The organism is Aeromonas schubertii, from assembly GCF_000820105.1.
Classification (GTDB): Bacteria; Pseudomonadota; Gammaproteobacteria; order Enterobacterales; family Aeromonadaceae; genus Aeromonas; species Aeromonas schubertii.
Map to the genome: position 1 here is coordinate 25,476 of NZ_CDDB01000053.1, position 11,251 is coordinate 36,726.

Annotated in this window: 12 protein-coding genes; 6 read left to right on the forward strand and 6 right to left on the reverse strand. The window is 65.8% G+C overall.

All coding sequences use genetic code 11. The features are described from left to right. Positions 1-11 precede the first annotated feature (11 nt). Complete coding sequence (locus BN1133_RS12015) at positions 12-1,307, forward strand: D-amino acid dehydrogenase (protein WP_269429893.1); 1,296 nt, start codon at positions 12-14, stop codon at positions 1,305-1,307. A 44-nt stretch (positions 1,308-1,351) separates the two neighbouring features. On the opposite strand, the gene BN1133_RS12020 is transcribed toward BN1133_RS12015, so the two are convergent. After that, positions 1,352-1,996: a DedA family protein gene (locus BN1133_RS12020; protein WP_050666767.1), complete on the reverse strand. Its 645-nt coding sequence runs from the start codon at positions 1,994-1,996 to the stop codon at positions 1,352-1,354. 162 nt (positions 1,997-2,158) lie between these two features. On the opposite strand from BN1133_RS12020, the gene BN1133_RS12025 reads away from it, so the two are divergent. Next, positions 2,159-2,431 (forward strand): hypothetical protein, encoded by a 273-nt coding sequence (locus BN1133_RS12025; RefSeq protein WP_050666768.1) that lies wholly within the window; start codon positions 2,159-2,161, stop codon positions 2,429-2,431. Positions 2,432-2,490: 59 nt separating this feature from the next. Here the strand turns inward: BN1133_RS12025 and BN1133_RS12030 are convergent, their stop codons facing one another. From BN1133_RS12030 to fadI, 5 genes are all read right to left on the reverse strand, one after another. Continuing rightward, positions 2,491-3,378, reverse strand: coding sequence for an AEC family transporter (locus tag BN1133_RS12030; RefSeq protein ID WP_050666769.1), 888 nt, complete (start codon positions 3,376-3,378; stop codon positions 2,491-2,493). Between the two features lies 1 nt (position 3,379). Further along, positions 3,380-3,934: a YaeQ family protein gene (locus tag BN1133_RS12035; RefSeq protein WP_050666770.1), complete on the reverse strand. Its 555-nt coding sequence runs from the start codon at positions 3,932-3,934 to the stop codon at positions 3,380-3,382. A gap of 82 nt (positions 3,935-4,016) precedes the next feature. After that, entirely contained in the window at positions 4,017-4,157 is a 141-nt protein-coding gene (locus tag BN1133_RS19750; protein ID WP_082177998.1) for a TIGR02808 family protein, read from the reverse strand. A gap of 160 nt (positions 4,158-4,317) precedes the next feature. Beyond that, the gene (fadJ, locus tag BN1133_RS12040; protein ID WP_050666771.1) at positions 4,318-6,444 is read right to left on the reverse strand and encodes a fatty acid oxidation complex subunit alpha FadJ; all 2,127 of its coding nucleotides are present in this window, start codon (positions 6,442-6,444) and stop codon (positions 4,318-4,320) included. A gap of 19 nt (positions 6,445-6,463) precedes the next feature. Then, positions 6,464-7,774, reverse strand: coding sequence for an acetyl-CoA C-acyltransferase FadI (gene fadI / locus BN1133_RS12045; RefSeq protein WP_050666772.1), 1,311 nt, complete (start codon positions 7,772-7,774; stop codon positions 6,464-6,466). Positions 7,775-7,960: 186 nt separating this feature from the next. Here fadI and BN1133_RS12050 point away from each other — a divergent pair, with 186 nt between their 5' ends. The 4 genes from BN1133_RS12050 to BN1133_RS12065 are packed head-to-tail and all read left to right on the forward strand — an operon-like array spanning position 7,961 to position 11,110. Then, on the forward strand, positions 7,961-8,893 hold the full coding sequence (locus tag BN1133_RS12050) for an AAA family ATPase (RefSeq protein WP_050666773.1): 933 nt from the start codon (positions 7,961-7,963) through the stop codon (positions 8,891-8,893). An 11-nt stretch (positions 8,894-8,904) separates the two neighbouring features. Then, positions 8,905-9,744: a DUF58 domain-containing protein gene (locus tag BN1133_RS12055; protein WP_050666777.1), complete on the forward strand. Its 840-nt coding sequence runs from the start codon at positions 8,905-8,907 to the stop codon at positions 9,742-9,744. Next, a complete protein-coding gene (locus BN1133_RS12060; RefSeq protein WP_058628293.1) occupies positions 9,729-10,175 on the forward strand; it encodes a hypothetical protein in 447 nt (148 codons plus the stop codon). Before BN1133_RS12055 ends, BN1133_RS12060 begins: the two co-directional genes overlap by 16 nt. Continuing rightward, entirely contained in the window at positions 10,172-11,110 is a 939-nt protein-coding gene (locus tag BN1133_RS12065; protein ID WP_050666775.1) for a VWA domain-containing protein, read from the forward strand. The genes BN1133_RS12060 and BN1133_RS12065 overlap by 4 nt, the downstream gene beginning before the upstream one ends. Positions 11,111-11,251: the final 141 nt, after the last annotated feature.

Sequence of the window (11,251 nt, forward strand, 5' to 3'; positions counted from 1 at the left end):
CTGTTGCCGATATCTATTGTGGAGCCCTCAACCAAGGGAGGGTGAACGAGATGGATATTGTGGTGCTGGGAGGAGGCGTGGTCGGTGTCAGTACGGCCTGGTATCTGGCAAAGGCAGGCCACAGGGTGACCCTGCTCGAGCGACGCAGCGAAGTGGCAATGGAGACCAGTCACGCCAATGCGGGACAGATCTCCCCCGGCTATGCGGCCCCCTGGGCGGCCCCCGGCATCCCCTTCAAGGCCGCCAAGTGGATGCTCGAGCGCCACGCGCCGCTGGCCATCCGCCCCACCTCGGACCCTTTCCAGCTGCGCTGGATGCTCAAGATGCTGGCCAATTGCAACGAGGCCTCCTACGCCCGCAACAAGGGGCGCATGGTGCGCCTGGCCGAGTTCAGCCGCGACTGCATGATCCGTATGCGCCATGAGACCGGCATCGACTACGAAGGGCGCCAGCTCGGCACCCTGCAACTGTTTCGAAGCCGCGCCCAGATTGAGGCGAGCAAGCGGGACATGGAGGTACTCGCCGCCGCCGGCGTGCCGTTCGAGGCGCTCGATGCCACCGGCTGCGAGGCCGCCGAGCCGGCGCTGGCCCGGGTGCGCGGCGTCATCAAGGGGGGCTTGCGCCTGCCCGGCGACGAGACCGGTGACTGCCTGCGTTTCACCCGAGCCCTGGCCGGGGAGGCGCAAAGACTCGGCGTCACCTTCGTCTTCGATTGCGCCGTCGACAGCCTGATCCAAATCGCCGGCAAGGTGGTCGGGGTTCGCGCCGGCGAGCAGCGCTGGCATGCCGACGCCGTGGTGTGCGCCTTTGGCAGCTACAGCACCGGCTTCTTGCGCCAGTACGATCTCGACTTGCCCGTCTACCCGGTCAAGGGCTACTCCCTCACCCTGCCCATCACGGATGCCGGCGGAGCCCCCCGGAGCACTGTGCTCGACGAGACCTACAAGGTGGCGCTCACCCGTTTCGACCAGCGTATTCGGGTCGGCGGTATGGCCGAGCTGGCGGGTTTCGATCTGCGGCTTAACCCGAGACGACGGGAGACCCTCGCCATGGTGGTGGGCGATCTCTTTCCGCAGGGGGGCGATCTCGCCCGTGCCGAGTTTTGGACCGGGCTGCGCCCCATGACCCCGGATGGCACGCCTCTGGTGGGCCCGAGCCCCATTCCGGGACTGTGGCTCAACACCGGACACGGTACGCTGGGCTGGACCATGGCGGCGGGATCGGCACAACTGCTCTGCGACTGGATAAGTGGGGAGCGCCCCCCCATCGACACGGAAGGACTCACACTGGCTCGCTACGCCGCCTGAGCCTTGAGATAGCAAAAACGCGCCAAAGGGCGCGTTTTTCTTGTTCAGGTCCGCGCCGCGGCTCTGGCCCGCACCGCCCCCATCACCATGGGCAACAAGGAGATGCCGATGATGCCGAAGATGAGCAGGGTGAAGTTGTGGCGCACCACCGGCAGGTTGCCAAAGAAGTGGCCGGCGTAGACGAAGCTCGCCACCCACAACAATCCCCCCACCAGGTTAAAGGCGAGGAAACGCGGATAGGTCATGGCCCCCATGCCCGCCACGAAGGGGGCAAAGGTGCGCACGATCGGCAGGAAACGGGTGATGATGATGGTCTTTCCCCCGTGACGGGCGTAGAAGGCGTGGGTCTTGTCCAGATAGTCGCGACGGAAGATCTTCGAATCCGGGCGCCGAAACAGCTGCTCACCGAAGAAGTGACCAATGGTGTAGTTGACCACGTTGCCCAGTACGGCGGCGGCCACCAGCACCCCGGCCAGCACGTTGACATCGAGGGCGCTACCCACGGTCAGGGCGCCGGCGGCGAAGAGCAGGGAGTCGCCGGGCAGGAAGGGGGTCACCACCAGGCCGGTCTCGCAGAAGATGATGAGAAAGAGGATGGCGTAAACCCAGACGCCATAGTTGTCAAACAACTCCTTCAGGTGCACATCGACGTGCAGGATGAAGTCAATCAGAAACAGGAGCAGATCCATAACGTGGCTCTCGAAGAAAAAACGGCGATGAGTCTACTCCTGCACCACAGCCCCTGCAAACGGGACGGCTCCCCTCCGTCAACATCACCTGTCATATCTGACAGGTGATCCCTCCTCCCGGGTTAGGCATCGTATGAGACTAATTCTCGGAGGAGACGTGTCATGTTCCGCTTCGAAGTGTTCAACCAGGATGGACAGAGCTGGGCCCACGACATCAACGCACTGCGCCATCAGGTCATGGCACGGGAGGGCGAGGTGATGGTGCGTTATATCAACCTGCTGGGCCAGTCCTGTACCCTCTTTCTGCTGGTCGAGGGCGGGCGAGTCTATCAGCGCTTCAAGCATGGCCAGCCGGAGCTCGACTGGCACTGGCTGGCCCGCGCCATGCACGATGAACTGCGCCCCATCCATCGCCATATGATGCAACATATCTGACACAGCCCCTCAGTGCCCACCACTTCTCTGCCGGCAGCAAGGGGGGATCGCCCCTGCGGTCAGGCCAAATGCAGTGCCACCCAGATGGCCAACGGAATCACCAGCACCGAGAGGGCATTGCCCCCCAATACTATGCTCGCCACCTTGTGCGGCTGACAGTCGTATTGTTCGCACAGCATGTAGTTAAGCACGGCCGGCGGCAGGGCCACCGTCACCAGCAGCAGTGGCAACCACTCGCTCTTGAGGGGCAACAGCCACCATACCAGGCACAAAGAGAGGGTCCCCGCCAGCAGGTAGAGGAGGTTTATCCCAAGCGCCATGCCCAAGTCCTCCCACTCCCCGTCCAGCAGCCGGATCCCGAGGGCAAACAGCATCAGGGGTACCGAGATCTGTCCAAGCAGGGAAGCCGAGGTCACCACGAACGCCGGCAACGTGACGCCGAGGTTGGCGCACAGCAGCCCCGCCGCCGCCGCCCACAACATGGGACTGCGCAGCCAGAGCCAGCGCGCACCCTTGTCACGGCCACCGAGGATAGCCAGCCCCACCGAGAAGTGAAGCAGGTTGGAGAGCACGAAGAGGATGACGATGGCGCCGAGCTGGCGCTCCCCGAAGGCGAGCAGCATCAGCGGAATGCCGAGGTTGCCTGTGTTGCGAAACATGGCGGGCAGCACCCGGGCCGGGCGCGACAGCCCCCGGATGGGGCACAGCGCCAGCATGAGCCCGGGCAGCAAGATCACCAGGGCGCCGGCGAGCAGCAGAGGCAGATGTTCACCCAGGGCCAGGGGATATTTCACCAGGGCCGAGAAGACCAGTGCCGGGGTGAAGAGTTCGATATTGGCCCGGTTGACGAAAGCCAGCTCCGCCCCCGGCCGGCGACTGCCGTAGAGGGCACCCAGCGCCACCACGGCAAACACGGGCACCACGATATCGAGCAGGGCGGACAACATATCAGGCGTGGCTGTGCTGGCTCATCAGGGGGATGGGATCCAGTGTCACCTCGGCGGATCCGTTGCTCATCCACAGCTGCCCTTCGCTGACGGTGCAGGTGAGCTGCATGGTGCGCTCGGCCAGGGCCGCCAGAGCCTGGGTCTGGCTGTCGGCCAGCTCGATCACCGTCAGGTTATCGTGCTGGGACAACTTGCCCTGGTTTTGCTTCCACCAGACGCTGACGCCCCGTCCGCCGTAGGCATAGAGGATCACCTCGCGGGAGCGGTTGCACGCCTTCTTGAGGCGGCGCTCGTCGGGCAACCCCAGCTCGACCCACAGCTCGATCTCGTCGCTGTAGTTCTTGATCCAGAGCTCGGGCTCGTCGTCGGCACACAGCCCCTTGGTAAATTCGAGTCGCTCGGCCGCGTGCCAGGCAAAGGCGGCGAGACGGATCATCATCCGCTCGTCGGTCTCTGAGGGGTGACGGGCCAGGGTGAGAGAGAAATCCTGATAGAGGCCCCTGTCCATGTCGGAGAGGGAGAGATGGACCTTGAATACGGTTGCCTTGAGGGCCATAGCGCACCTTGTCTGTTGATACGCCGGGCAGTGTACTCCATTGCGGCGGCGGTGACGATGCACCGCCGGCAAATAGCACCCTTTAGCGCTTGGCGGGCTCCACCCCGAAGGTGTTGAGCAGCCAGCAGCTGACCACGGCAACGGCCACGAAGCCGCTGAGGAAGATGAAGGGCATCACGCTGTAGCCCAGCACGGTCCAGATGGTATGTTCCAATGCGCTCATGTTCGACACTCCTTGAAGAATTACCCCGTTATTTGACCCTAGCCCTCCTTCTCCTGCCATGCCACCAAAGGAGTAAACACCATGTCATTTTGAGCTGGATCAAAGGGATGAGACGAAAAAAGCGGCCCGAAGGCCGCCGACTCAATAGGCAGTTGAGAAATCAGTAGAAACGCAGCCCCTCGGCCGCCATCGCCTGAAGGCGCGCGCTCGGGGCGAAACGATCCCCGTAGCGCTTCTGGTAGTGCTCGAGGCGTCCCACCAGGTGGTCGATGCCGACCCTGTCCATGTAGCGGAACGGGCCGCCGAGGAAGGGGGGAAAGCCGATGCCGAAGATGGCGCCAATATCCCCGTCGCGGGGTGAGGCAATCACGCCGGCGTCCAGGGCGATGGCCGCCTCGTTGAGCATCATCAGCATGCAGCGCTCGGCGATCTCCGCCTTGGGCAGCTTGGCCACCGGCTTGAGACCAAGCAGGTCGTAGACGCTCTCGTCCACCTGCTTCTTGCCCTTCTTGGCCGCCTTGCCGTAGAGGTAGAAGCCCTTGCCGTTCTTGCGCCCCTTGCGATCGGCCTGGAGCAGCTTGTCAAACGCCGCCGGCGCCTGGAAGCGCTCTCCACCGAGCTCTTTTTCGAGGATCGGGGAGATCTTGGCCCCCACGTCGATCCCTACCTCGTCGAGCAGTGTGATGGGGCCGACCGGGAAGCCGGCGTCGAGCAGGGCGCTGTCGAGCACCTCGATGGGCTCACCCTCAAGCAGGATGCGCGCCGCCTCGTTCATATAGGGGGCGAGGATACGGTTGACATAGAAGCCCGCCTCATCCTTGACCACGATGGGGGTCTTGCCCTGGGCACGGGCGAAGGCCAACGTGGTGGCCACCGTCTCTGGGCTGGTGCCGGCGTGGGGGATGATCTCGGCCAGCGGCATCTTGTCCACCGGGCTGAAGTAGTGCAGCCCCACGACCAGCTCGGGACGAGCCGCCTGCGCCGCAATCTGGCCGATCGGCAGTGACGAGGTGTTGGAGGCGAAGATGGCGTGGCCCTGGGCCTCGCGTTCCACGTCTGCCACCATCTTCTGCTTGAGGCCGAGATCCTCGAACACCGCCTCGATCACCAGATCGACCCGGTGGAAGCCCGAGTAATCCAGGGTACCGGAGAGCATGCTCATCTGCTTCTCCAGCTCGCTGCGCAGGATATGGCGACGCTTGAGCTTCTTGGCCAGCAGGTCATAGCTGTAGCGCAGGGCGTTGCCGATCCCGCTCTGGCTGACGTCCTTGATCCGTACCGGGCGCCCCGCCTTGGTGGCAGTGACGTAGGCGATGCCGCCCCCCATCAGGCCGCCGCCCAGCACCCCCACATGGCCCACCTTGCGCGGCTCGGCGCCCTGGTAGCTCACCTCTTTCTTCATCTCGGTGGTGGCGAAGAAAATGGAGCGCAGGGCCGCCGACTCGGGGGTCATCACCAGCTCGCCGAAGTGGCGCGCCTCGGCGGCCAGGCCGGCCTGCATCCCCTCCTCCACACCGATGCAGATCACCTCGAGGATGCGCTCCGGTGCCGGATAGTTGCCACGGGTTTTGCTCATCACCCCTTTACGGGCCTGATCGAACAACACCTTGCGCCCCAGCTTGTTGGTCTCGAGCAGCTTGCCCTGCAGATCGCGCTTGAGCTCGTGCCTCGGCTTACCCTGCTTGACCAGCTTGATGGCGGCCTCGAGCAGTATGCTCGGGGGCACCAGATCGTCGATCAGGCCGAGTTTCTTGGCCTGCTTGCCGCGTACCTGCTTGCCGGTGAGGATGAGATCGAGAGCCTTGGCCACGCCGATGAGGCGCGGCAGACGCTGGGTACCGCCGGAGCCCGGCAGCAGGCCGAGTTGTACCTCGGGCAGACCCAGCACCGTCTTGCCGTGATCGGTGGCGACCCGGCCGTGGCAGGCGAGCGCCAGCTCCAGTCCACCACCGAGGCAGGGGCCATGGATGGCGGCGATCACCGGGATCGGCAGTGCCTCGATCTCGGCAAACAGGGTCTGGCCATCGCGGGCCAGCTTCTCGGCGTCGGCCGCACTCTGACAGGCGGCCAGCATGCCGATGTCGGCGCCGGCGATGAAGGAGTCCTTCTTGCCGGAGCGGATCACCAGGCCGATCAGATCCTTGTTCTCGCGGATCCGGGTCAGCACGGCGCGCACTTCGTCGACGAAGGCCGCCTTGAGGGTGTTCATGGTCTCGCCCGGCACGTCCATGGTGAGCAGGCCGATGCCGTCTTTGCGGATCTCGAGGGTAAAGCTGTTCTGTTCCATCTGTTCGGTTCTCCTGCCCTTATTCCACTTCCAGCACCATGGCGGCACCCAGTCCACCCGCCGCACAGGCGGTGTTGAGGGCGACCCCGCCACCGCGGCGACGCAACTCGTTGAGGGTCTGGGTGATCATGCGCGCACCGGTGGCGGCGAAGGGGTGGCCATAGGCCAGCGACCCGCCCAGCACGTTGAACTTGTCCATGTCCACCTCACCGATGGCCTGGTCACGGCCCAGCTTGTCACGGGCAAACTCTTTGCTCGCAAACATCTTGAGGTTGGCCAGGGTCTGGGCGGCAAACGCCTCGTGCATGTCGATGAGGGTGAGATCGCTCAAGGTGATGCCGGCGCGATCCAGAGCGATCGGGGTGGCGTAGGAGGGACCCATCAACATGTCCTGCCAGACATCGATGGCCGAGAAGGCGAAACTGCGAATATAGCCAAGCGGCTCGAAGCCGAGCTCGCGGGCACGCCCCTCACGCATCAGCATGACGGCGGCGGCGCCATCGGTGAGCGGGGTGGCGTTGGCGGCGGTCACCGATCCATGCACCCGATCAAAGACGGGCTTGAGCTTGGCATAGCTCGCCAGATCAGAGCTCTCGCGGATGTTGTTGTCGCGCTCGAGGGCCGCCCGATAGGGGGGGACGTGGGCGGCAAACACCTCACCGGAGAGCTTGCCCTCGGCCCAGGCCTGGGCGGCCAGGGTGTGGGAGCGGTGAGCCAGCTCATCCTGGGCGGCGCGGCTGATGCCGTGGCTCTTGGCCATCTGCTCGGCGGTCTGGCCCATGGAGAGACCGGTGGAGTACTCGGCCACCGCGGGCGGTACCGGCAACAGATCTTTCAGACGCAGGCGACGCAGAATATTGAAACGCTGCTGCAGGTTGCGAGCCTTGTTGAGATCGACCAGGGCGCGCGCCAGGCTCTTGCTCACCCCGATGGGAAGCACAGAGGAGGAGTCGGCCCCGCCGGCGATGCCGATGTCGATGGTACCGGCCATGATGGACTCGGTCACGTTGGCCACCGCCTGGAAGCTGGTGGCGCAGGCGCGGGAAACGCTATAGGCATCGGTCGAGACACTCATGCCGGTGCCGAGCACGATCTCGCGGGCGATGTTGGGGGCTTCGGGCATCTGCACCACCTGGCCAAACACCACCTGATCGATGAGGGCGGGATCGAGCTCCATGCGGGCGAGCATCTCGCCCACCACCAGCTTGCCGAGATCCACCGCCGGCACGCCGTGATAGGCGGTTGCCTGCTTCGCGAAGGGGGTACGCAACCCCGCCACGACGGCAATCCGTTCGCCCTGGCGGGTGGTCAGTTTCAATGGCTTGTTCATCCTGGCTCCTTGTTGGAAGAGGTCTGACCTCACGGCTCGCATCTTAACAATCCAATCACAAGTTTCATACAGCTGATTGAAACTATTTTCTCCATCTGGCACCGGCTGCTCACCGGCGGGGTGGAGAAGCGCCCTCCCCTGGAGTATAAAAAGAGCAACATCGATAAAAAACAACGAGTTCCCCTCATGTCCCAGGCCCAGTTCCAACAGTTAAAGAGCGCCCTCAACGAGCAAGTACTGGGGCAACCCGAGTTGATCGAAGGGCTGATTATTGCCCTGCTCTGTGAGGGACACGTCCTCATCGAGGGGGCGCCGGGGCTGGCCAAGACCCGGGCGGTCAAGGCCCTCGGCGGCGCCGTCGAGGGGCGTTTTGCCCGCATCCAGTTCACCCCGGACCTGCTGCCGGCGGATCTCACCGGTTCCGAGGTATTCCACCCCCAGGATGGCAGCTTCGCCTTTCAGCCTGGTCCCCTCTTTAACCACCTGATCCTGGCCGACGAGATCAACCGGGCCCCGGCCAAGGTTCAATCGGCCCTGCTCGAGGCCATGGCCGAGCAGCAGATCACCGTCGGCAAGAAGAGCTGGAAGCTGCCCCCCCTCTTCATGGTGGTGGCGACCCAGAACCCCATCGAGCAGGAGGGGACCTACCCCTTGCCGGAGGCCCAGCTCGACCGCTTCCTCTTCAAGCTCAAGGTGGAATATCCGAGCCCGGCGCTGGAGCTCGCCATCTTGCAACTGCATCGCAAGGGGGAGTCCCCCACCGGCAGCCAGCCCCTGCTCACCCAGAGCGAGGTTCAGGCAGGGCGCGAGGCCCTCTTGGCAGTGGAGATGCAGCCACGCCTCGAGCACTATATCGTTCAGCTGGTGTGTGCCAGCCGTCAGGACCCCGAGGGGCTGATTGCCATCGGCGCCAGCCCCCGCGCCACCCTGGGGCTGGCCCGCGCCGCCCGTGCCCGCGCCTGGCTGGAGGGGCGCGATTATGTGGTGCCTGAAGACATAGAGCGCCTGGCCCCCGCCGTGCTGCGTCACCGCCTGCTCCCCAGCTATCAGGCCCTGGCCCGGGATCTGGACGGGGAGAAGCTGGTGGCCCTGCTGCTCGATCGGGTGCCAGCCCCGTGATCGATCACCCCATGCTGGCGCTTCCCCTGGCGCGGCTGTTGGCCACCCGGGCCCTGCCCCCCCTGCCCCAGGAGCGGCGCGCCCCCCTGCACCACGGCCGGCTCGGCCGCCAGCCCGGTCTCACCTTTCGGGAGCTGCGTCTCTATCAGGCCGGCGACGAGGTGCGCCATATCGACTGGCGAGTCACCGCCCGCCTCGGTCGCCCCCACACCCGCCTCTATCAGGAGGAGCGCGAGGAGGCCCGCGCCCTGGTGGTGAATCTGGGCGAAGGGATGCGCTTTGGCTCGACCCTGCAACTAAAAGGCAGGCTCGCCTGCGAACTCGCCTCGGCCCTGCTCTGGCAAGGGGCCGGCAAGCCGCTCTGGCTCAAGGTTGGCGATGGTCCCCCCCAACGCTCGCCGCGCCATCCCGAGCCCCTGATCGGCCGCCTCTGCGAGGCCTATGAGCACTGGCTGAGCGAGCGGCAAGATGCCGCCCCCCTGGGCGAGCAGCTGGCACACCTGCCCCTGCCCCACGGGGCGACGCTCCACCTCATCACGGATCACCGGGAGCCGGACACCCGGCTCTGCCAGCAGCTCGCCCGGCTCAAGGGGCGCTGTCATCTGCACCTGTGGCAGATTGTCGACCCGCTCGAGCTCACTCTGCCTCCCCATGCCCTGATGGCGGCGCGCACGCGAGCCGGGGGGGGCTGGCTCGACGGCGAGCGGGCCCATGCCTATGAAAAGGCGGCCACCTTGCAACAGGAGCGGGTCACCCGGGCCCTGCTCCCCCTGGTGCACCGCCTCTACCGGCTCGACAATGGCCGCCCCCTGGCCGAGCAGTGGCGGGAGGGCCCATGGCGGCTGATCTGAGCTGGCTCTCGGCCCTGCGCGACATTCATCCCGGGACCCTGCCCGACACCGAGCAGAGCCGGCTATGGGCTCTCTCGCTGCTTTTGCTGCTATTGCCAGCCCTGCTGCTGTTGGTCTTTGCCCTGCGTCAACGCTGGCGGCGCCAGCGCTGGTGGCAGCAGCACGGCAAGGATGAGCTGCCTGCGCTGCACCACGCTCTGCGCCGCCTCACACGCCACCGCTGGCCCGAGCTGTCCCGCCAACCCACCCGCCCCTGGCTGGCCACCCTCGATGAGCGAAGTGGCACTCATCTGCACCAGTGGCAGGAGGAGTGGGAGTCCTGGGTCTATGGCCGTCACCCTCTCTCGCTGTTACAGCGCAAACGGCTCGATGCAGAGATCAAACGCCTGCTCGCCGCCTGCTATCCGCTGCTGCCACGGAGGCGCCCATGAGCGGCTCCCTCTCCCTGGCCTGGCCCTGGGCCCTGCTGGCCCTGGCGTTGCCCCTGCTCATTCGCTTCGGGCTCCCCCCCCTGCGGCCGGCCCGAGCCCTCAGCCACGAGGGGTTTGCCAGACTCTTCGTCACCCCCAGGCGCGGAGAGTGGCGAGCCGCCCTCGTCTGGGGTGCCTTCATCCTGGCCCTGTGTCGCCCCCTGTGGCGTGATCCTCCCTCCATCGCCTGGCAGCCGAGTCGGGATCTGTTGGTCGCCATCGATCTCTCCGACAGCATGCGCGCCGAGGACATGCTCGACGAAGGCCGTCAGATGAGCCGCCTCGCCGCCGTCAAGCAGCGCCTCGCCCGGCTCATCCAGGCGCGGCCCGGGGATCGCATCGCCCTTATCGTCTTCGCCGATCACGCCTACCTGCTCTCCCCCCTGACCCGGGATCACCAGGCTCTGCAGGCCTTCGGCGAGGAGCTCGACTTCGATCTGGTCGGCCGCACCACGGCCCTGGGGGAGGCCATCGCCCTGGCCCGCGCTCATCAGGACGGTGCCCATCCCGGGGCCCTGCTGCTGATCACCGACGGGCGCAACACCTCGGGTGACGCGCAGCCGCAGGAGCAGGCCCGCCTGGCCGCCGCCGAGGGGATGGTGCTCTACACCCTGGGGGTGGGGGCCGACCCCGACACCCCGCTGCTGCCGGCCAACCAGCGCGATCCCAGTGCAGAGCTCGACGAGCCCCTGCTGCGCGAGATCGCCCGGCTCGGCCATGGCCGCTATTTTCGCGTGCGCTCCATGGCCGATCTGGCCGAGATGCAAGCAGCGCTCGACCGGCTCGAGCCCACCGCCCGTCCCCTGCACCGGATGAGCGCCGAGCGCGAACTCTACCCCTGGCCTCTGGCGCTGGCCCTGCTGCTGCTCGCGTGGCCGAGGCGGAGATCCTCATGAGTGAGCTCACCCTGCTAAGACCCGCCTGGCTATTGGCACTCATCCCCTGGCTGCTCTGGTGGTGGCGGGGGCGTCGCCATCAGCCCCTGCTGGCGCCTCCCCTGGCCCACTACCTCTACGGAGCCCAACCGGCCCCCCGCC

Coding starts and splice junctions, on each gene's coding strand:
- BN1133_RS12050 (WP_050666773.1), top strand. CDS start 7,961: ATGTCCCAGGCCCAGTTCCAACAGTTAAAGAGCGCCCTCAACGAGCAA.
- BN1133_RS19750 (WP_082177998.1), bottom strand. CDS start 4,157: ATGAGCGCATTGGAACATACCATCTGGACCGTGCTGGGCTACAGCGTG.
- BN1133_RS12055 (WP_050666777.1), top strand. CDS start 8,905: ATGCTGGCGCTTCCCCTGGCGCGGCTGTTGGCCACCCGGGCCCTGCCC.
- BN1133_RS12025 (WP_050666768.1), top strand. CDS start 2,159: ATGTTCCGCTTCGAAGTGTTCAACCAGGATGGACAGAGCTGGGCCCAC.
- BN1133_RS12030 (WP_050666769.1), bottom strand. CDS start 3,378: ATGTTGTCCGCCCTGCTCGATATCGTGGTGCCCGTGTTTGCCGTGGTG.
- fadI (WP_050666772.1), bottom strand. CDS start 7,774: ATGAACAAGCCATTGAAACTGACCACCCGCCAGGGCGAACGGATTGCC.
- BN1133_RS12035 (WP_050666770.1), bottom strand. CDS start 3,934: ATGGCCCTCAAGGCAACCGTATTCAAGGTCCATCTCTCCCTCTCCGAC.
- fadJ (WP_050666771.1), bottom strand. CDS start 6,444: ATGGAACAGAACAGCTTTACCCTCGAGATCCGCAAAGACGGCATCGGC.
- BN1133_RS12020 (WP_050666767.1), bottom strand. CDS start 1,996: ATGGATCTGCTCCTGTTTCTGATTGACTTCATCCTGCACGTCGATGTG.
- BN1133_RS12060 (WP_058628293.1), top strand. CDS start 9,729: ATGGCGGCTGATCTGAGCTGGCTCTCGGCCCTGCGCGACATTCATCCC.
- BN1133_RS12065 (WP_050666775.1), top strand. CDS start 10,172: ATGAGCGGCTCCCTCTCCCTGGCCTGGCCCTGGGCCCTGCTGGCCCTG.